12 protein-coding genes and 1 rRNA gene are annotated in these 20175 nt (G+C 71.2%); 5 read left to right on the top strand and 8 right to left on the bottom strand.

What is annotated here, in order from left to right:
- Nucleotides 1-74 precede the first annotated feature (74 nt).
- Both rrf and OHT52_RS07445 read left to right on the top strand, forming a co-directional pair.
- Nucleotides 75-191: ribosomal RNA gene (rrf, locus tag OHT52_RS07450) — 5S ribosomal RNA — on the top strand.
- 111 nt (nt 192-302) lie between these two features.
- A complete protein-coding gene (locus OHT52_RS07445; protein ID WP_328719344.1) occupies nt 303-722 on the top strand; it encodes a hypothetical protein in 420 nt (139 codons plus the stop codon).
- A 19-nt stretch (nt 723-741) separates the two neighbouring features.
- Here the strand turns inward: OHT52_RS07445 and OHT52_RS07440 are convergent, their stop codons facing one another.
- Complete coding sequence (locus OHT52_RS07440) at nt 742-1554, bottom strand: NAD(P)H-binding protein (protein ID WP_328719343.1); 813 nt, start codon at nt 1552-1554, stop codon at nt 742-744.
- Nucleotides 1555-1624: 70 nt separating this feature from the next.
- Between OHT52_RS07440 and OHT52_RS07435 the strand changes: the two genes are divergently transcribed.
- Nucleotides 1625-2056 carry a winged helix-turn-helix transcriptional regulator gene (locus tag OHT52_RS07435; RefSeq protein ID WP_328719342.1) on the top strand — a complete coding sequence of 144 codons (432 nt, stop codon included), beginning with the start codon at nt 1625-1627 and terminating at the stop codon, nt 2054-2056.
- 3 nt (nt 2057-2059) lie between these two features.
- Here the strand turns inward: OHT52_RS07435 and OHT52_RS07430 are convergent, their stop codons facing one another.
- The gene (locus tag OHT52_RS07430; RefSeq protein WP_328719341.1) at nt 2060-2536 is read right to left on the bottom strand and encodes a DUF2000 domain-containing protein; all 477 of its coding nucleotides are present in this window, start codon (nt 2534-2536) and stop codon (nt 2060-2062) included.
- Here OHT52_RS07430 and OHT52_RS07425 point away from each other — a divergent pair.
- Complete coding sequence (locus OHT52_RS07425) at nt 2535-3518, top strand: AraC family transcriptional regulator (RefSeq protein ID WP_443046516.1); 984 nt, start codon at nt 2535-2537, stop codon at nt 3516-3518. The two genes, OHT52_RS07430 and OHT52_RS07425, sit on opposite strands and share 2 nt — an antisense overlap.
- On the opposite strand, the gene glgB is transcribed toward OHT52_RS07425, so the two are convergent.
- The 4 genes from glgB to OHT52_RS07405 all read right to left on the bottom strand — a co-directional run bounded on the left by glgB (nt 3458) and on the right by OHT52_RS07405 (nt 11446).
- Nucleotides 3458-5878, bottom strand: a complete 2421-nt coding sequence (gene glgB / locus OHT52_RS07420) for a 1,4-alpha-glucan branching enzyme (RefSeq protein ID WP_328719339.1) — start codon at nt 5876-5878, stop codon at nt 3458-3460. The genes OHT52_RS07425 and glgB overlap by 61 nt on opposite strands.
- 180 nt (nt 5879-6058) lie before the next feature.
- Nucleotides 6059-7501 (bottom strand): maltokinase N-terminal cap-like domain-containing protein, encoded by a 1443-nt coding sequence (locus OHT52_RS07415; protein ID WP_328719338.1) that lies wholly within the window; start codon nt 7499-7501, stop codon nt 6059-6061.
- Between the two features lie 241 nt (nt 7502-7742).
- Nucleotides 7743-9449: a maltose alpha-D-glucosyltransferase gene (treS, locus tag OHT52_RS07410; RefSeq protein ID WP_328719337.1), complete on the bottom strand. Its 1707-nt coding sequence runs from the start codon at nt 9447-9449 to the stop codon at nt 7743-7745.
- Entirely contained in the window at nt 9446-11446 is a 2001-nt protein-coding gene (locus OHT52_RS07405; RefSeq protein ID WP_328719336.1) for an alpha-1,4-glucan--maltose-1-phosphate maltosyltransferase, read from the bottom strand. Before OHT52_RS07405 ends, treS begins: the two co-directional genes overlap by 4 nt.
- A gap of 688 nt (nt 11447-12134) precedes the next feature.
- On the opposite strand from OHT52_RS07405, the gene glgP reads away from it, so the two are divergent.
- Entirely contained in the window at nt 12135-14840 is a 2706-nt protein-coding gene (glgP, locus tag OHT52_RS07400; RefSeq protein ID WP_328719335.1) for an alpha-glucan family phosphorylase, read from the top strand.
- Between the two features lie 135 nt (nt 14841-14975).
- Here the strand turns inward: glgP and OHT52_RS07395 are convergent, their stop codons facing one another.
- Nucleotides 14976-17444, bottom strand: a complete 2469-nt coding sequence (locus OHT52_RS07395) for a hypothetical protein (protein WP_328719334.1) — start codon at nt 17442-17444, stop codon at nt 14976-14978.
- Between the two features lie 309 nt (nt 17445-17753).
- Nucleotides 17754-19796 (bottom strand): M4 family metallopeptidase, encoded by a 2043-nt coding sequence (locus tag OHT52_RS07390; RefSeq protein WP_328719333.1) that lies wholly within the window; start codon nt 19794-19796, stop codon nt 17754-17756.
- Nucleotides 19797-20175: the final 379 nt, after the last annotated feature.

Below are 20175 nucleotides of genomic sequence, written 5' to 3'. Positions count from 1 at the left end.
TTGCTCGCGTCCACTGTGTTGGTTCTGAAATAACAACCGCCGTGTTTTCATCCGGTTGGTTAATTTCATAGTGTTTCGGTGGTCATTGCGTTAGGGAAACGCCCGGTTACATTTCGAACCCGGAAGCTAAGCCTTTCAGCGCCGATGGTACTGCAGGGGGGACCCTGTGGGAGAGTAGGACGCCGCCGAACAATTTTTCCGGGAGACCCCCGTGCCTTTGGGCACGGGGGTTTTCTGCGTTCACGGGCAATTTCATGGACCTGGGGTTCCTGCGGCATCCGTCCTTGAGGCACGATCCAGTCATGGGGAATCTCTACGACTACTACGCGGCCACCGACGACGCCCAGGCGATAGCACTGTCCGAGAACGAGTACGGTGCCGGCACGGCCGATCCGTTCGGCACGATCGGACTCAAAGGGGTCATGCCCCATGAGATTCTCGGTACCGTCGAGTCCCGTCTGACGGGCGTGCCCGAGGAGCAGGTAGAAGCAGACCCCCGATTCTGCGAGCTGCTCAACGTGGACGGTGACGATCAGGACGGGCCCTGGCTCGTCTCGCTCACGGACACCCTCCGGGACGCTCTCGCGGAAGCCACTCCGGAGCGTCTGGAGGACGGTGTGGGACAGGACTCCGAACTCATGGCCGACTTCCTGCAACGTCTCGCCGAACTCGCCCGCGACGCCGGGCCGCAGCGGCGCCTGTACTGCCGCATGTCCCTGTGACGGTTCGGCCCCACCCGTGTCAGCGCCCCACGGACGCCCGGTACACGTCCAGGGCGGAAGTCGGCGTGCGGCCGAGGAGCCTCGGCAGGGCGTTGTCCACGAGCGCGCTGCCGTCGAGGAAGCCCGCGGCGATCGCCGAGTAGGTGCCGACGAGCATGGGCACCTGGAAGGGCAGGGCCTCACCGGCCGAGGAGATCGCCTCGCGGGCCGCCGCCAGCGAGCCGGGCCGGTAGCGTCCGCCGACCGCCCCGGCCAGGTCGTCGCCGCCCAAGGGCTCCTCGCCGACGAGCTCGTACACCTTTCCCGCGTGCGCTCCGGGCTCGGCCACCACCCGGGCCGCCACCGCCGCCAAGTCCTCCCTGGCCACGGCCGCCAGTCTGCCGTCGCCCAGCGGGGCCGTGATCGTGCCGTCGCCGGTGGGTGCCGCGACGGCGGCGAGGAACTCGGCGTAGAGGCCGTTGCGCAGGACCGTCCAGCTCAACGGCGAGCGCGCCAGGCGGCGTTCCGTCCAGCGGTGGGCGAGGGCGAAGGGCAGGTGATCGCCGTCGCCGCTCAGGCTGGTGTACACGACGTGCCGCACCCCGGCCTTCTCGGCGGCGGAGATCGCTGTCTCGTGCCGGGCGAGGACGACGTCGTCCTCGCCGTATCCGGCGGAGATGAGCAGCAGCGTCTCCACCCCGGTGAAGTCCAGCGACGACGGGTCGTCGAAGTCGACGCGCCGCTCGGTCGCCGAACGTGGTGTCCGGGTACCGAGGACGACGTCGTCGCGGCCCGCCAGTTCGCTGGTGACGAGCCTGCCGAGTGCGCCGTTCGCGCCGGTGATGAGCAACATGGAAGTTCCCTCCTGAGCAGTGTGTTCTCATCCTCGGGAGTGGACGCGGATCGCATAAGGAGGCACTTCGATGTCGGTAGGGCACACCGGTGTAACCACGTCCGAGCCGCGGGAGCCGGTGATCGTCTGTGAGACCCCGCAGGACGAGTGCGGTGTGCGGGACGTGCTGGACCGGCTCGGCGACAAGTGGTCGGTCTACGTGATCGTCGAACTCGCCTCCGGAGTGCGGCGGTTCAAGGAGTTGCAGCGCCGGATTCCGGGCGGCGTCTCGCAGCGCATGCTGACCCTGACCGTCCGCCGCCTGGAGCGTGACGGCCTGGTGAACCGGACCGTGTACGCGACCGTTCCGCCCCAGGTCGAGTACGAACTCACGGAGCTGGGCCACAGCCTCACCCACCTGGTCAAGGCGCTGGCGGACTGGTCGATCGAGCACCGGCCGGTCATCGCCGCCGCCCGCGAGGCGTGGGACGACGCCGGCCGGACGCCGGCTTTCGGTTCCTGAGACTCACGGGTGCATGCGGGCGCCCTTGAGGACCTTGTCGACCGCGTTGCGCGGGCCGTACACCGCCAGGCCCACCAGGTCGAGCGCGTCCGCGCCCACGGCGCGTACGGCCGCCCGGTTGTCCCGGTCGTTGCCCGTGGTGAACAGGTCCGAGGTGAACAGGGACCTCGGCAGCGCGCGGGAGAGCGCTCGGGTGTGCGCGGCGGTCAGCACCTCCTTCGTGCCCTCGAAGACCAGCACGGGCTGACGGAACATCGGCAGGTACGGGGTGCCGTCGGCGTCCTCGTACGGCTCGCCGACGACCTCGGGCGCCACCGAGCCGAGCCCGCTGACCAGGAAGGCGGTGACGTTCAGCCGCTGCCAGGTCTCCAGGTCCTCCCGGAGCAGCACGGCGATCTTGGTGTCGAAGCGGACGGGGGCGTTCTCGTGCGGGGCGGTGGCCTCGGTGATCTTGGTGGTGTTCCCGTTCTCGGTGTTCATGCTCCGAGACTCCGCGACACCCGACCGTTCCGTCTTGTACGTTCTTGGCGTGACGTCCGTACCGGAGACCTCCGCCTGGCGCCCGCCGGTCCCGGGCGTCGTCGAGGTGTTCCACGCCCACTTCACCGAGCACGCCTACCCCATGCACGTCCACGACGCCTGGACACTGCTGATCGTCGACGACGGCGCAGTCCGCTACGACCTCGACCGGTACGAGCGCGGCACCCCGCGCGACACCGTGAGCCTGTTGCCCCCGCACGTCCCGCACAACGGCTCGCCCGCCACGGCGCACGGCTTCCGCAAGCGCGTCGTCTACCTCGACACGACCCAGCTCGACGTGAGCCTCATCGGGCGGGCGGTGGGCCACCCGGACTTCACCGAACCGCTGCTGCGTACCCGCGTCGGCCAGCTGCACGCGGCCCTCGCGCACCCCGGAGACGCGTTCGAGGCGGAGAGCCGGCTGGCGTTCGTGGGGGAGCGGCTGAGGGCGCTCCTCGGCCCCGGGCCGGATCGTGGGGGTGCGGCACCCGACGGCCGGGGAGTCGCCCGGGACCTCCGTGACCTGCTCGACGCACGGCTGCTCGACGGCCTCACCCTGGCAGAGGCAGCGCGTCTGGTCCACGCCCACCCCACCCATCTCGTACGGGCCTTCAGCGGCGCGTTCGGTATCGCCCCGCACCAGTACGTGACGTCCCGCCGCGTCGACCTGGCCCGCCGCCTGCTGCTCGACGGACGGCCGCCCGGCGAGGTGGCGGCAGCCGCCGGCTTCCACGACCAGTCGCACCTCAGCCGGCACTTCAAGCGGATCGTGGGCACCACCCCGGGGCGTTACGTCCGTGCCGGTACGCCGGAAAGCCGGAAAGCCGGGAAGCCCGGACCGGGCGGTCCGGGCTTCCCGCGTGACAGGGGCGGGGCCGCGGGTCAGGCCGGGCGGAACCAGACCGTCGCGAGCGGCGGCAGGGTCACCGTGATGCTGACCTGACGGCCGTGCGCCGGTACCTCCTCCGGCTTCAGCGGCTCCTCGTTCCGCACGTCGCTGCCGCCGTAGCGGGCCGAGTCGGTGTTCAGGACCTCCACCCAGCTCCCGGCCGACTCGGGCACCCCGAGCCGGTAGTCGTGCCGGACCGCCGGGGAGAAGTGGGAGACCGCGAGCAGCGGTGAGCCGTCCGCGTCGAAGCGGAGGAACGCGAGGACGTTGTCCTCCGCCGCGCCGCCGTCCACCCAGCCGAAGCCGCCCGGGTCGGTGTCGCGCTGCCAGAGCGCGGGCACCGCGCCGTACACCGCGTTCAGGTCGCCGACCAGGTCGCGTACGCCCCGGTGGTCGGCGGACGCCTCGTACGCCGGGTCGAGCAGCCACCAGTCCGGGCCGTGGCCCTCCGACCACTCGGCCCCCTGGGCGAACTCCTGTCCCATGAAGAGGAGTTGTTTGCCGGGGTGGGCCCACATGAAGCCGAGGTAGGCGCGGTGGTTCGCGCGCTGCTGCCACCAGTCGCCGGGCATCTTCGAGACCAGCGCCTGCTTGCCGTGCACCACCTCGTCGTGCGAGATCGGCAGCACGTAGTTCTCGCTGTACGCGTACACCATCGAGAAGGTCATCTCGTTGTGGTGGTACTTGCGGTGCACCGGCTCCTTCGCCATGTAGGTGAGGGAGTCGTGCATCCAGCCCATGTTCCACTTCAGCCCGAAGCCGAGGCCGCCGAAGCCGTCCGGGCCGGTGTGGTGGGTGGCGCGGGTGACGCCGTTCCAGGCGGTGGACTCCTCGGCGATCGTCACGACACCGGGGTTGCGGCGGTAGACGGTCGCGTTCATCTCCTGGAGGAAGGCCACCGCGTCCAGGTTCTCCCGGCCACCGTGCTCGTTGGGCGACCACTGGCCGTCCTCGCGGGAGTAGTCGAGGTAGAGCATGGAGGCGACGGCGTCGACCCGCAGTCCGTCGATGTGGAACTCCTCGCACCAGTAAGTGGCGTTGGAGACGAGGAAGTTGCGGACCTCGGTGCGGCCGTAGTCGAACTCCAGGGTGCCCCAGTCCGGGTGTGCGGCGCGGGACGGGTCGGAGTGCTCGTACAGCGGGCGTCCGTCGAACTCCGCCAGCGCCCACTCGTCGCGCGGGAAGTGCGCGGGCACCCAGTCCATGATCACTCCGATGCCCGCCCGGTGCAGCGAGTCCACCAGGTGCCGGAAGTCGTCGGGGGTGCCCATGCGGGAGGTCGGCGCGTAGAAGCCGGTCACCTGGTAGCCCCAGGAGCCGCCGAACGGGTGCTCGGAGACGGGCATCAGCTCCACGTGCGTGAAGCCCAGGTCCTTGACGTACGCGGGCAGTTGCTCGGCGAGTTGGCGGTACGTCAGGCGCGGTCGCCAGGAGGGGAGATGGATTTCGTATACGGAGAAGGGCGCCTCGTGCACCGGACGGTCGCCCCGGCGCTCCATCCAGTCGGCGTCCTGCCACGCGTAGTGCGAGGCCGTGACCACCGAGGCGGTGGCGGGCGGGATCTCGGTGGCGCGGGCCATCGGGTCCGCGCGCAGGGTGTGCGAGCCGTCCGGGCGGCAGAGGTCGAACTTGTAGAGCGCGCCCTCGCCGACCCCGGGGAGGAAGAGCTCCCACACGCCGGTCGACCCGAGCGAACGCATCGGCAGGCCGGTGCTGTCCCAGTAGGTGAAGTCACCCGCGATCCGCACCCCGCGCGCGTTGGGCGCCCACACGGTGAACCGGGTTCCGGTGACGCCCTGGTGCTCCATGATCCGCGAGCCCAGCGCGGTCCACAGCTCCTCGTGCCGTCCTTCGCCGATCAGGTGCAGGTCCAGCTCGCCGATCGCGGGCAGGAAGCGGTACGGGTCCTCGATCTCGATCTCGTTGTCCGCGTAGGCGACCAGCAGCCGGTAGGCGGGTACGGCCCCGAGCGGCAGGACGGCGGAGAAGAAGCCGTCGCCGTCGTCGAGCAGTTCGGCGCGCAGCCCCTCGGCGAGCACCGTCACGCCGCGCGCGTGCGGGCGCAGCGCCCGGACCAGCACCCCGCCGTCGTGGGGGTGTGCGCCGAGCAGGTCGTGCGGGGCGTGGTGCTCGCCGGCGAGCAGCCGGCCCCGGTCGGCGTCGTGCAGGGCGGGTGCGGGCCGGACGCCTTCGCCGGCGTCGGTGCCGCCGCGCCGGGGGCGGGGCGGCACGCCGTTCTTCCGCTTGGCCTTGGGGCGCTTCGCGGGCGCGGGCGCGGTGGCGGTGACCGTGGCGGCGGCGGAGGCCGCGGCCACGGGCCCGTCGGCCGTCTCGGTCGTCACCGGCTGGGGGGCGGGTGCGGCCTCGGCTTCGACGGGGGCGGGCGTGTTCCTGGACGGCTTACGGGCGGTCACGGGGGACGGCCTCCTCGGGGGGTCGGTCGGTGCGGGGGCGGGGGCGTACGGAACGGGGAAATCCGTGCGGTCGGGGGGCGGACCGGGCGGTGGACGGGGCCGGGGTGCGGAGCGGGCGCGGGCCGGGACGCGCCCGCCGGTCCACCGGGCCGCGCGGCGGGGGAGCCGCGCGGACCCGGATCAGGTGGACGCGGCCAGCCGCTGGATCGCGGCCATCGGGACGGGCAGCCAGTCGGGGCGGTGCCGTGCCTCGTACAGCACCTCGTACACCGCCTTGTCCGTCTCGTGGGCGCGCAGCAGTTCGGGTTCGCTGCGCGGGTCGGTGCCCGAGACGTCGGCGTACCCCTCGCAGTACGCGGAGCGGCAGCGCTCCGCCCACGCGTCGCTCCAGGGCCGGTGGGAGCGGGCCGCGTAGTCGAAGGAGCGGAGCATCCCGGCGACGTCGCGCACCGGAGGCTGCGGGCTGCGGCGTTCGGCGAGCGGTTTGGCGGGTTCGCCCTCGAAGTCGATGAGCGACCAGAACCCGTCGGCGCCGCGGAGTGTCTGTCCGAGGTGCAGGTCGCCGTGGACCCGGTGGGTGGCCCAGGAGCGGCCCCGGTGTCCGAGTTCCCCCAGCGCGTCGAAGGCGGCGCGTAGCGCGGGGACGTACGGCAGGAGCACGGGGACGGCCTGCGCGGTCGCCTCCAGTCGCTGGGTCATGCCGGCGACCAGCGTCTCGGTGCCCGCACGGCGCAGGTCGGGGCCGGGGAGGGCGGAGGCGAGCGCGGAGTGCACCTCGGCGGTGGCCCGGCCGAGCGCACGGGATTCCGGGACGAAGTCGCGCCCCTCGGCGAGTGCGCCGAGGGCCAGTTGCCAGCCGTCCTCGGCGCCGCGCAGGAAGGGTTGCAGCACGCCGAGGGTGAGCGGTTCCGGCGTGGCCGCCTCGAACCAGGCGACGGGTGCGGGCACCCGTCCGCAGCCCTCGCCGACGAGGGCGAGCGGCAGCTCCAGATCCGGGTTGGTTCCCGGGAAGACTCTCCGCAGGATCTTCAGGATGTACGCGTCGCCGAAGACGAGCGAGGAGTTGGACTGTTCGGTGTCCAGCAGCCGGGGCGCGAGCCCGGCCGGAATCGTTTCGGCGCGCTCGAAGCGGAGTGCGCCGAGCGGGCCGGGGCGGCGGAACCGTTCCAGCAGCAGACCGGCGAGCCGGGGGTCGTGGAGGCCCTCGTACACGGTGCGGCCGGCCAGCGGGCCGTCCGCCACCCGCCCGATGAGGGCGGGGGCCAGACTCGGTGGCAGGTCCTTCCTCACCCCGAGCAGGAGTTGGTAGCAGTCTCCGGTGGCGCGGGCGGGCAGTCCGGGCTGGTGGACCCGGACCAGGAGGTGCAGCAGCCCGGGGCCGGTCGTCGATGAGTCCACCGGCAGTATCTCGGTCGCGCAGACCAGGGTGAACCCGGCCACCGGGTGGCCCTTGCCGGCGAACCATCTCTGCCGGGGCAGCCAGTCGTGGAGCAGCGGGGCGAGGGAGGGCAGCAGCGCGGTCGCCGCCGCGGCGCCTCCCGGCCGTGGATGGGGTTGCGGGTGGGGCGCCTGTTTCGTGGTGCTTTTCGCCAGGGCGACGTGAGTGGATGCAGCCTCCGACATGGCATCGCGTCCTTTCCCCGGGCACACAGATGCGAGGAGTGTCCCGGATTGCGGCAATGGCTGTCCGGCTGTGCGGGACGTGTCGGCTGAGGATGGTGCGTACGGACTCGAATGGCCCAACGGCCACGCGAAGCCGTCCAACGCTCGATGTGGGGGAGAGTGCCCCGTGCGGGACGGCCAAAACCGTCCCGCAGGAGCCGTGCGTTCCGTTGCCCGGGGCGTAACACCCCGGTGGCGCCCGTCAGATGGCCGGAGCTTCCTTCCGCAGCCGGAACCAGTAGAAGCCGTGGCCGGCGAGAGTGAGCAGGTAGGGCCACTCGCCGACGGCGGGGAAGCGCACCCCGCCGATCAGTTCGACCGGGTGGCGTCCGTTGAAGGACCTCAGGTCGAGTTCCGTCGGCTGTGCGAACCGGGAGAAGTTGTGGACGCACAGCACGAGGTCGTCCCCGTACTCACGGGTGAACGCGAGCACCGCCGGGTTGGACGACGGCAGTTCGGTGTACTCGCCCAGTCCGAAGGCCGGATTCTGCTTGCGGATCTCGATCATGCGCCGGGTCCAGTGCAGCAGGGAGGAGGGCGACGCCATCGACGCCTCGACGTTGGTGACCTGGTAGCCGTAGACCGGGTCCATGATCGTGGGCAGGAAGAGCCGGCCAGGGTCGCTGGAGGAGAACCCGGCGTTGCGGTCCGGCGTCCACTGCATCGGGGTGCGTACCCCGTCGCGGTCGCCGAGCCAGATGTTGTCGCCCATCCCGATCTCGTCCCCGTAGTAGAGGATCGGGGAGCCGGGCAGCGACAGCAGCAGAGCGGTGAACAGCTCGATCTGGTTGCGGTCGTTGTCCAGCAGGGGGGCGAGGCGCCGCCGGATGCCGATGTTGGCGCGCATCCGCGGGTCCTTGGCGTACTCGGCGTACATGTAGTCGCGCTCTTCGTCCGTGACCATTTCGAGGGTGAGCTCGTCGTGGTTGCGCAGGAAGATGCCCCACTGGCAGTTCTTCGGGATGGCCGGTGTCTTGGCGAGGACTTCGGAGACCGGGTAGCGGCTCTCCCGCCGTACCGCCATGAAGATGCGCGGCATCACCGGGAAGTGGAACGCCATGTGGCACTCGTCGCCGCCGGACTGGTAGTCGCCGAAGTAGTCGACGACGTCCTCGGGCCACTGGTTGGCCTCGGCGAGCAGGACGGTGTCCGGGTAGTTGGCGTCGATCTCCTTGCGGACCCGCTTGAGGAAGCCGTGGGTCTCGGGGAGGTTCTCGCAGTTGGTGCCTTCGCGCTGGTAGAGGTAGGGCACGGCGTCCACGCGGAAGCCGTCGATGCCGAGGTCCAGCCAGAAGCGGAGGGCGGAGATGATCTCTTCCTGCACCGCAGGGTTCTCGTAGTTGAGGTCGGGCTGGTGCGAGAAGAACCGGTGCCAGTAGTACTGCTTGCGTACCGGGTCGAAGGTCCAGTTCGAGGTCTCCGTGTCGACGAAGATGATCCTCGCGTCGGGGAACTGCTTGTCGTCGTCGGCCCAGACGTAGTAGTCGCCGTACGGCCCGTCGGGGTCCGACCGGGACTGCTGGAACCACTCGTGCTGGTCGCTCGTGTGGTTCATGACGAAGTCGATGATGACGCGCATGCCGCGCTGGTGCGCGGCGTCCACGAACTCCACGAAGTCGGCGAGGTCGCCGAACTCCGGAAGCACGGCGGTGTAGTCCGAGACGTCGTAACCGCCGTCGCGCAGAGGCGACTTGAAGAACGGCGGCAGCCAGAGGCAGTCGATGCCGAGCCACTGGAGGTAGTCCAGCTTGGCGGTGATGCCCTTGAGGTCTCCGATGCCGTCGCCGTTGGAGTCCTGGAAGGACCGGACGAGGACCTCGTAGAAGACGGCGCGCTTGAACCAGTCGGGATCGCGGTCCTTGGCGGGGGTGTCCTCGAAGGTGTCGGGAACAGGCTCATTCACGATCATGGTGTGGGTGACCCTCCGGTCGGCGGGGACGGTCGCAGGACGACGACGTGCGCGGGCGTGATACCCGGCTCTAGGCGCACGTAGAAGGTCCTGCCCCAGTGATAGGTGTCGCCGGTGAGCTCGTCGCGCACCGGCACGCTCTCGTGCCAGTCGAGGCCGAGTTGCGGCATGTCCAACGAGACCGTGGCCTCCTGGGTGTGGTGCGGGTCGAGGTTCACGACCACCAGGAGGGTGTTCGATCCGGAGCGCTTGCTGTAGACGATCAGCGCTTCGTTGTCGGCGGAGTGGAAGTGGACGTCCCGCAGCTGCCGGAGCGCCGGATGGCGGCGCCTGATCCGGTTGAGCGACGTGATCAGCGGGGCCAGCGAACGTCCCTCGCGTTCGGCCGACTCCCAGTCCCTGGGCCTGAGTTCGTACTTCTCCGAGTGCAGGTACTCCTCGCTCCCCGGACGCGTCGGGGTGTTCTCGCACAGCTCGAATCCCGCGTACACGCCCCAGGACGGGGAGAGCGTCGCGGCCAGCACGGCCCGGACCTCGAAGGCGGGCCGGCCGCCGTCCTGGAGGTAGCCGGGAAGGATGTCGGGGGTGTTCACGAAGAAGTTGGGGCGCATGTACGAGGCGGCCTCGCCGGAGACCTCCAGGGCGTACTCGGTCAGCTCCTGCTTCGTGTTCCGCCAGGTGAAGTACGTGTACGACTGCTGGAAACCGACCTTCGCGAGGGTGTGCATCATCGCGGGGCGGGTGAACGCCTCGGCGAGGAAGACGACGTCCGGGTCGGTGCCGTTGATCTTCTCGATCACCTGCTCCCAGAAGACGACCGGCTTGGTGTGCGGGTTGTCCACGCGGAAGATCCGCACCCCGTGGTCCATCCAGAACCGCAGCACCCGTACCGTCTCGGCGACCAGCCCCGGCATGTCCTTGTCGAAGGCGATGGGGTAGATGTCCTGGTACTTCTTCGGCGGGTTCTCGGCGTACGCGATCGAGCCGTCGGGGCGGTGGTGGAACCACTCCGGGTGCTCCTTCACCCAGGGGTGGTCCGGGGAGCACTGGAGCGCGAAGTCCAGGGCGATCTCCATCCGCAGGGTGCGGGCGGCCTCCACGAAGTGGTCGAAGTCCTCCAGCGTGCCGAGGTCCGGATGGACGGCGTCGTGGCCGCCGTCCGCCGAACCGATCGCCCAGGGCACGCCCGGATCGCCCGCGCCCGCCGTCAGGGTGTTGTCCGGCCCCTTGCGGTGGGAGGTGCCGATGGGGTGGACCGGCGGCAGGTAGACGACGTCGAAGCCCATCGCGGCCACCGCGGGCAGCCGCTCGGCCGCCGTCCGGAACGTGCCGCTGACCAGCCGGGTCTCGCCGCCGGGGACGCTCTCGCGGCGGGCGCCCTCGGAGCGCGGGAAGAGCTCGTACCACGCGCCGTACAGCGCACGCGGGCGCTCGACGACCAGCGGGAGGGGGCGCGAAGCGGTGACCAGCTCGCGCAGCGGGAAGCGGGCGAGCGGGGCGGCCACCGCCGGGGTGAGCGCCGCCGCCAGCCGGTCGGCGGGCGTACGGGTGGTGTCCCGCAGGGCGTCGACGGCGGCCAGAACCGCCTCCCGGCCGTCCTTCTTCGGCACGCCCGAGGCGGCGCGCTCGTGGAGCGCCGCGCCCTCGGCGAGCACCAGTGCGGTGTCGATGCCTGCCGGGATCTTGATCTGCGCGAGCCGCCGCCAGGTGGTCAGCGGGTCGCTCCACGCCTCGACCTTGTACGTCCAGCGCCCCTCCGTGTCCGGGGTGACGTCGGCTCCCCACCGGTCCGTACCGGGAGCGAGTTCGCGCAGCGGCACGAACGGGCCGCGCCGTCCGCTCGGGTCGCGCAGTACGACATTGGCCGCCACCGCGTCATGGCCTTCGCGGAAGACCGTGGCGGAGACCTGGAAGGTCTCGCCCACCACCGCCTTCGCCGGGCGTCTGCCGCAATCGACGAGCGGAAGGACGTCCAGGACGGGGATACGACCGATCATGACATCACCTGAAAGCTGGAGCGGGGCGTGCGGGGACGACGGCACGCGCGGCGAGGACCGCATCCGCGTGCCGCGAGAATGGGGATCAGTCCTTTGTAGCTGCTCAGCTGTCTGCTGACGGGCTGTGGGCATGGCCGCTCCTGTCCGCGTTCACTCGAATGGCACTCGAATGGCTGGCGTGCGCGGGGATGACGCGCACGCTGCGGGGGTGTGCGCGAGGACGTGTGCCGCCGGGTCGGCTGTGTACGCGGGTAGCCTTCCCATCGCTTTCGCGCGGTCAACCCGGCGTCGTGTTAACTACTGGGTCGTCATCCGGACGCCGCGCGCGTCCGGTGCCCGGCATCGGGCGTGCGGCGTCACACGAGTCACCGGGTACCCGCGCTCCGGCGACTCGCACCTCCCGGTGGGTTCGCCACCCCGGAAGCCTCTCCCGGCCGGCCCACGCCCACAAGGTCGCCCGAGGGGGTGAAATCAGCCATATCCGTGCGCAGCGGGCGGGATTGCCGGGACCGCCGGGACCCCTGGGGCAGCGCCGGAGACCCGGGGACGCGTGCGCCGGACCGCGCGACGACCCCGTGCGCCGTGGCAGGACGGAGCCCCGGGCCGTTACCGTCGTCAGTGGCGGAGCGGCGCACACCGTGGTGCGGCGTCCCCTCGGATTCGCAACTCCCCTGTAAAGGTGGAACGCGTGAAGGCCATTCGTCGGTTCACCGTACGTCCCGTCCTCCCCGACCCCCTGCGACCCCTGCACGACCTCGCGCGCAATCTGCGGTGGTCGTGGCACACCGAGACCCAGGAGCTCTTCCGGTCCGTCGACCCCGAGGGGTGGCGGCCGGAGGATGCCGACCCGGTCCGCCTCCTCGGCTCCGTCTCCGCCTCCCGGCTGGCCGAACTCGCCCGCGACGAGGAGTTCCTCGGCCGCCTCGGCGAGGCCGCCGACGAGCTCGACGGCTACCTCACCGGCCCCCGGTGGTACCAGAACCAGCTCGCCCAGGGCAGCCAACTCCCCAGCTCCGTCGCCTACTTCTCACCCGAGTTCGGAGTGACCGCGGCTCTGCCGCAGTACTCCGGCGGACTCGGCATCCTGGCAGGCGACCACCTCAAGGCCGCCAGCGACCTCGGCGTCCCGCTCATCGGCGTCGGCCTGCTCTACCGGCACGGCTACTTCCGCCAGTCGCTCTCCCGCGACGGCTGGCAGCAGGAGACCTATCCGGTGCTCGACCCCAACGAACTCCCGGTCACCCTGCTGCGCGAACACGACGGCACCCCCGCCCGGGTGGTGCTCGCCCTGCCCGGCGGGCGCTCCCTGCACGCCTGCGTCTGGAAGGCCCAGGTCGGCAGGGTCCCCCTCCTCATGCTCGACTCCGACGTGGAGGAGAACGCCCCCGGCGAACGCGACGTCACCGACCGGCTCTACGGCGGCGGCAGCGACCACCGCCTCCTGCAGGAGATGCTGCTCGGCATCGGCGGGGTGCGTGCCGTGCGCACCTGGTGCCGCCTCACCGGCGCACCCGCGCCCGAGGTGTTCCACACCAACGAGGGCCACGCCGGCTTCCTCGGCCTCGAACGCATCCGGGAACTCAACCAAGCCGACCAGGCGTCCGGACAACTCGGCGGCGAGGGGCTCGACTTCGACGCCGCGCTCGAAATCGTCCGGGCCGGCGCCGTCTTCACCACCCACACCCCGGTCCCCGCCGGCATAGACCGATTCGACCGCCAGCTCGTCGCCCGCCACTTCGGCGACGACGGCGAACTCCCCGGAGTCCCCGTCGACCGCGTACTCGCCCTCGGCGAGGAGACGTACGAGGGCGGCACCCCCGGCATCTTCAACATGGCGGTCATGGGCCTGAGGCTCGCCCAGCGGGCCAACGGAGTCTCCACCCTGCACGGAGCCGTCAGCCGGGAGATGTTCTCCGGGCTCTGGCCGGGATTCGACCCGGCGGAGGTGCCCATCAGCTCCGTCACCAACGGCGTGCACGCCCCGACCTGGGTCGCCCCCGAGGTGCTGAGCCTGGGCGCCCGGCAGGTCGGCGAGGACCGCGCCCGGGACGCGCTCGCCGGCGGCGAAGTGGCCGCCGGGATCGGCGTCGACCGCACCGGCACGCCCCGCCGCTGGGACGCGGTGGCCGCCATCGGCGACCGCGAGATCTGGGACCTGCGCCGGGTCCTGCGCGAACAGCTCGTCACCGAGGTCCGCAAGCGGCTCTACGCCTCCTGGCGCAGGCGTGGCGCCGGAACCGCCGAACTCGGCTGGATCGACGGCGTCCTCGACCCCGACGTCCTCACCATCGGCTTCGCCCGCCGGGTCCCCTCGTACAAGCGACTCACCCTGATGCTCCGCGACAAGGACCGGCTGACCCGGCTGCTGCTCCACCCCACCCGGCCCATCCAGATCGTCGTCGCGGGCAAGGCGCACCCCGCCGACGACGGCGGGAAGCGGCTGATCCAGGAGCTGGTCCGGTTCGCCGACGAGGCCCGGGTCCGCCACCGGATCGTCTTCCTGCCCGACTACGGCATGGCCATGGCGCAGAAGCTCTACCCCGGCTGCGACGTGTGGCTCAACAACCCGCTGCGCCCGCTGGAGGCCTGCGGCACGAGCGGGATGAAGGCCGCCCTCAACGGCAGCCTCAACCTCTCGGTGCGCGACGGCTGGTGGGACGAGTGGTTCGAGCCGGACTTCGGCTGGGCCATCCCGACGGCGGACGGTTCCGCGGTGGACGACGACCGGCGCGACGAACTGGAGGCCGACGCCCTCTACGCGCTGATCGAGGACCGGGTCGCGCCCCGCTTCTACGACCGGGGGGAGAACGGGCTGCCGGAGCGCTGGATCGAGATGGTCCGCCGCACCCTGGCCGCCCTCGGCCCGAAACTCCTCGCCGGACGCATGGTCCGCGAGTACGTGGAGCGGCTCTACGCCCCCGCCGCGGTGTCGCGGCGCGCTCTGGACGTCCCCGCCGCACGCGAGCTCGCGGCGTGGAAGTCGAAGGTGCGGGCCGCCTGGCCGCAGGTGGCCGTCGACCACGTCGAGACGGTCACCGACACCACCGCGAGCGGCTCGGCGGAGCTGGGCGCGACCCTCGCGCTGCGGGTCAGGATCGTGCTCGGCGGCCTCGCCCCGGAGGACCTGGAGGTGCAGGTCGTGGCCGGGCGGGTGGACTCCGGCGACGCGCTCGTCGACGCCCAGATCACCCCGCTGAAGGTGACCGGCACCGGTGACCTGGAGGACCACCGGGTGTACGAGGGGCCGCTCTCGCTGGACCGTACGGGCCCGTACGGCTACACCGTGCGGGTCCTGCCCTCGCATCCGCTGCTGGCCTCCGGGACCGAACTCGGCCTGGTGGCACTGCCGGACGCGAGCGTCGGGGAGGAGGAGGGCGGCCCGGTGCTGCGCTGAGCTGCGGGCACCCGCGGGGGATGCGCGGACGTTCCCCGGCCGCTGGCGGGTGCCGGCGGCCGGACGCGGAAGGCCCCGGCCGCCGGTCCCGAGGTGGTCGGGTCCGGCGGCCGGGGCCTACTCGTGTTCCGGCCGTCAGCGCACGTCGACGAAGTCGCCCGCCGCCGTGGCCGGCGGGGTCGACGCGGTGCCGGCGAAGGAGTAGCGCCAGAACCCGTCGACCGTGGCCGTCACCGTGGTCTTGAGGTTCCCGACGCCGTCCGTGTTCACGGTCTTCACCGTGGTGTACGTCGTCGTCCCGTTCTTGCGGAACTGGAGCCGGACCGGCTGGGTGGCGTAGCCGTGGTAACCGCCCGTCTCCCAGTTGGCGCGGGAGAGCTTGCCGGTGACCGTGATCGTCTTGCCCTTCGCCACGGGTTCCGGCGCGGCGTCGGTGGTCTGGGCCGAGTCGCGCTGGACCGGCACCGACGCGGCGGCGTGCAGGTCGGTGAGGCTGCTGCCGTCCGCCGACTCCGCCCAGGCCGCGATTTTCCAGCCGCCGGCCAGCGCGTTGAGGCCGAGGGTCCAACGGGGGGAGACATAGGCGAAGTGGGTTTCGCAGGAGGACGTGGTCGCGCTGACCTCGGTGCAGGTCGCCGGCCAGGAACCGTAGAGCACCCCGTCCGGGGCGTCGTACGAGCCGTGGTAGAGGTACATGTCGCCGCCTGCGATGCCCGCCGGATCCGTGGCGGTGAACGTCGCCTTGAACTCCTGCAGCGGCTGGTCGGACAACTCGACGGCCTTGCCGCCGTTGACGACGACCTTCGAGATCCGGGTGGAGCCGACCGTCTCGTCCCCCTGGGCGCCCGGTCCCGCGAAGGCGCGCTCGATGGTGCGGCGCAGGCTGTCGCCCCGGTCGTCGCTGGCGGTGACGCGCAGCGAGACGAAGGCCGCGGTGGCGGGAACGGTCAGGGACGCGGTGGCGCCGGTGAGCGGCAGAGAGGTCCATGACGAGCCGCCGTCGACGGAGTACTCGATGCCGGTGACGGACGCCTCCGCCGAGGGCGCGAGGGTGTCGGCGGAGGCGGTGACGGTCACCGGGGTGGCGGTGACGGCCCGGTTCGACGCGTTGAGCCCGGTGAGCTTCACCCGGGTACCGACCAGCGGCAGCGAGGTCGCCCGGGACGTGGTGCCGGACGTGAACGTCCACTCGTTGCGCACCGTCGTGGAGAGCTTCCGGTACGGCACGCGGTGGTCGACCGTCTGCTCCAGGGTGTACGTGCCGGAGCCGGACGGGAGCTGGGCCACCAGAGGGTGGTTGACCTGTGCGTCCTCGGCCTGGGCGTAGGTCACGCCGTCGCGCGTCAGACGGTAGGAGACCGCCGACCGGTTGTCGGCCCCGTAGTGCCCGTCGGCGTCGCCGAGACCGCCGGATTCGTTCAGGGTGACGGTGTTGCCACTGCGCTGTGAGGCCCAGCCCTGGATCCGGACCGGTTGCAGCGGCGCCGCCCCGAGGGTCTCCCCGGGCGTGGTGCCGGCGGCCAGGGTGCGGTCCGGGAGCTGCAGGGAGTAGTCCCCGGTCCCGTAGGCGAGGAACCTGCTGTAGGAGACGCCGGGCGTGACGTACTCGGTGACCGAGCCGGCCACGGGCACGGCCGAGTCCACGTAGACGCCGGTCCATTCACCGAGGTTCGGGACCGTCTGCAGGATGGCGGTGGTCCGGGTGCCCGGAGCGTTGACGCGGGTGACCGTCTTCGCGAGCGAGGCCTGCTTCACCGACGCGACCGGAACGGCGGGCACCGTGTCGGTGTAGGCGTACGTGAGGTCGTAGCGGAAGGGGCTCGGGGTGCTCGCCGTGCTGCCCGTGCGGCTGAGCACGTCGTGGATCCGCAGCGCCGCGCCGGTCTGCGAGAACGGCGTGACGTACACCTTGCCCGCGCCCGACCCGGCGAATCCGGCGAGGCCGTTCCCGGGCACCGAGATCCACACGGCGGAGGCCTCACGGGCGGCCGTCGTGTCGTCGACCTTGATGCCCGTCTCCTTCGCCGCGCGCTCGTCGAAGGAGACGGTCGTCGCGGCCGTACCGACCTTGAAGGAGCGGGTCAGGAGGTAGGACGGGCGTTGCCAGTCGCTGTGCAGCGCGACGGAGAAGTAGTCGCCCGGCGGAAGCTTGAGGGACGCGGACGGACCGATCGCGTCGCTGTCGACGGCGTAGGACGTCCAGGTCGTGCTGTTCCAGACGTAGAAGATCTTGGACGTCACATCGGCGTTGGTGATGTTCAGCTTCACCGTGTACGTGGCCGCCGCCTGCGCGGCGGACATCGCCGCCCTGGCGGTCGGGACGGCGAGCCGGGTGGGCCGCACCTGCTGCGGCAGCGCGGTCGGACGCACTTCGAGTGCGCCGCTCGCCGAGCCGAAGGCGTAGGTGCCGGTGGAATCGGCCGTGCCGCTGTCCGTGATGCGCACATCACCGTCGACGAGGCTGACCCGCTCGCCGTCGCCGAGGGAGACGCTGCCCGGCGTGACCGCCGCGGCTGCCTGGGCGGACGGCACCAGGGCCATCGCCACGGGGCGCGCGTCATGGCCCGTGGCCGGTCCCGGAGCCAGCAGGATTCCCCCCACCACCGCGGTGCACAGTCCCGCACCGATCGATCTTCGTACGTTCCACTTTCCGGTCCCGGACATCGAATCCGCCCTCCCCATGGCTCTTCGCGCAACACCCCGAATGATCGGAGGGTGTTGATCGGCGACAGCTTAGACGGCCGTCCCACGGCGACTTCCGGGGCCATGGGCAGGGAGGGAGGGCGGACGGCGACGGACGGACGGCCCGGGAGGAGTGGTCTCCTCCCGGGCCGTCCGGGGTCCGCCCCGACCGGGCCTGCGTGGCCCCGGTCGGGTCAGGTCGGTCCGCATGCGGATGCGGACGCGGGTGCGTCAGAAGGTGAGCGAGAAGCTGTTGATCTTGCCGGTGTCGCTCGAAGCGACGTCCTGCGCCTTCAGCTTCCAGACACCGTTGGCGACCTGCGCGGAGGCGTTGACCGTGTAGGTCGCCACCACGTTGTCGGCCGAGTCGCTCGACGAGGAGTTCTTCAGCCGGTAGGAGGTCCCGTTCGGACCGACGAGGTCGACGACCAGGTCACCGCGCCAGGTGTGGGTGATGTTCACCGCGACCTGGAGGGTGCTCGGGGCGTTGCCGGTGACACCGGAGACGGTGAGCGAGCTGGTGACCGCGGCGCCGTTGTCCGGGATCGAGACGGCGGTGTTGCTGGTGAAGACCGTCCCGGTGGGGGGTGTGGTGCCGCCGGGACGGGTGCCGACGTTGATGCCGGCCCAGGCGTTGGCCACGGCGGTGTACTCGGCGCTCGTCGTGCCGTACAGCTCACCGGCGGCGGCGAGGGTACCGGTACGCGCGGAGGCGTAGTTGGTCGTCGTGGTGAACTTCGTGGTGAGCGCCCGGTACCAGATCTGCAGCGCCTTGTCGCGGCCGATGCCGGTCACCGCGAGGCCGTCCGAGGTCGGGGAGTTGTACGAGACGCCGTTGACGGTCTTGGCGCCGCTGCCCTCGGAGAGCAGGTAGAAGAAGTGGTTCGCGGGACCCGAGGAGTAGTGGACGTCGGCGTTGCCGATGCCGGAGTACCAGGAGTCGTACGAGCCGCCGTCCTTGCTCGGCTTGTCCATGTAGCGCAGCGGGGTGCCGTCGCCGTTGATGTTGATCTTCTCGCCGACGAGGTAGTCGCCGGGGTCGGCGGTGGTGTTGGAGTAGAACTCCACACCCGCCGCGAAGATGTCGCTGGTCGCCTCGTTGAGGCCACCGGACTCACCGCTGTAGACCAGGCCGGCGGTGGCGGCGGTGACGCCGTGCGACATCTCGTGCGCCGCGACGTCGAGCGAGGTCAGCGGGGCGGCGTTGCCGGACCCGTCGCCGTACGTCATGCAGAAGCAGCTGTCGGTCCAGAAGGCGTTGACGTAGTTGTTGCCGTAGTGGACGCGGGAGTAGGCGGCGACGCCGTTGCCCTTGATGCCGGTGCGGCCGTGGACGTTCTTGTAGTAGTCCCACGTCTCGGCAGCGCCGTAGTGGGCGTCGGCGGCGGCGGTCTCGGTGTTGGTGCCGACGCCGTTGCCCCAGACGTCGTCCGCGCCGGAGAAGAGCGTTCCGGTGCCGGACGTGCCGTGGTTCAGGTTGTACGTCTTGTGCCCGCCGCGCGTGGAGTCGGTCAGGTTGTACGAGCCCGTGGTGCCCGAGGTGCCGAGGGTGACGGTGCCGCTGTACTGCGTGTTGCCGGTACCGGTCTCGATGCCCTGCCACTCGAAGAGCTTGGCCCCGGAGGCGGCGTCGGTGACGACGTGCAGCTCGTTCGGGGTGCCGTCGTCCTGGAGTCCGCCGACCACCGTCTCGAAGGCGAGCTTCGGTGTGCCGTTCGCCAGCCAGACGATCTTGCGGGGGGCCTGGCTCGCCTCGGTGGCCTTCGAACCGTCGGCCGAGGCGGCGCTCAGGGCCTGCTTCTCGGCGGCGGCCGGGGCGATGTCGGCGACGGTGCCGACGGCCTTCAGCTGCGCGGAGGTGGCAGGGGAGGCCTTGGTGACGGACTCGGTCGCACCGGCCGCGCTCTCGGAGACCACGAGGTCACCGCCGAGGACCGGCAGCCCGCCGAGGGTGCGCTCGTAGCGGGTGTGCACCGTGCCGTCGGCGTCCTTGACCACGTCACGGACGACGAGCTTCTCCGTGGCGCCGAGACCGAGTTCCTTGGCGGTGGCGGCCTTGCCCGCGTCGGCCTGGGCGATCAGGGCTGCGCGGGCGGCGGGGGAGAGAGCCGCCGGCAGCGCACCCGGGTTGACCTTGCCCAGGGCGGGAGAGGCCGCCGGGGACGCGGCGGGGGTGGCGGTCGCGGCGGGGGAGGTGACGCCGACGGCGACGAGGGCCGCCGCGGCTATCAGGGCGCCGGTCGCGGTGGTGCGACGGCTGTGCGTGAGTCTCACGCGGACTCCTTCTGCGAAGGGGGGGTACCGGCGGGCGGTGGCCCGGTCGGCAGTGCAGGCGGTGCGCGGAACGACGGAAGAGTGTCAGTCACGGCGTGTTCCTGTCAGGAGCGCGTCAATGATTTGGCCAGAATTCGTCCGTTGCCGGGTGGCCGGTGTTCGTTAAGCGGACGTTTCGTCGATCTTCGCCGTGTTGCCGCCCGTCGACTGTCGGCCGTCGTCACCACCGGGAACAGCGGTCCGCGGCCGTGCGGAACGTGTTCGAAATTTTCGGGGGCGGAGGGGGCTGGCTCACGTGGTGAGACGCGCAAGGCGCGTGGCTCATAACCAGCCATGCCGAGCGCCTCCGGAGCCGGCCGCCGCGGACCCACGAGGGGCG

It is taken from the genome of Streptomyces sp. NBC_00247, assembly GCF_036188265.1.
In the GTDB taxonomy this organism is placed as follows: domain Bacteria; phylum Actinomycetota; class Actinomycetes; order Streptomycetales; family Streptomycetaceae; genus Streptomyces.
The sequence above is the reverse complement of the archived record's forward strand: the minus strand, read 5'-3'. Positions and strand labels throughout refer to the sequence as shown.

Coding starts and splice junctions, on each gene's coding strand:
- OHT52_RS07445 (WP_328719344.1), top strand. CDS start 303: ATGGGGAATCTCTACGACTACTACGCGGCCACCGACGACGCCCAGGCG.
- OHT52_RS07440 (WP_328719343.1), bottom strand. CDS start 1,554: ATGTTGCTCATCACCGGCGCGAACGGCGCACTCGGCAGGCTCGTCACC.
- OHT52_RS07435 (WP_328719342.1), top strand. CDS start 1,625: ATGTCGGTAGGGCACACCGGTGTAACCACGTCCGAGCCGCGGGAGCCG.
- OHT52_RS07425 (WP_443046516.1), top strand. CDS start 2,535: ATGCTCCGAGACTCCGCGACACCCGACCGTTCCGTCTTGTACGTTCTT.
- OHT52_RS07430 (WP_328719341.1), bottom strand. CDS start 2,536: ATGAACACCGAGAACGGGAACACCACCAAGATCACCGAGGCCACCGCC.
- OHT52_RS07415 (WP_328719338.1), bottom strand. CDS start 7,501: ATGTCGGAGGCTGCATCCACTCACGTCGCCCTGGCGAAAAGCACCACG.
- treS (WP_328719337.1), bottom strand. CDS start 9,449: ATGATCGTGAATGAGCCTGTTCCCGACACCTTCGAGGACACCCCCGCC.
- OHT52_RS07405 (WP_328719336.1), bottom strand. CDS start 11,446: ATGATCGGTCGTATCCCCGTCCTGGACGTCCTTCCGCTCGTCGATTGC.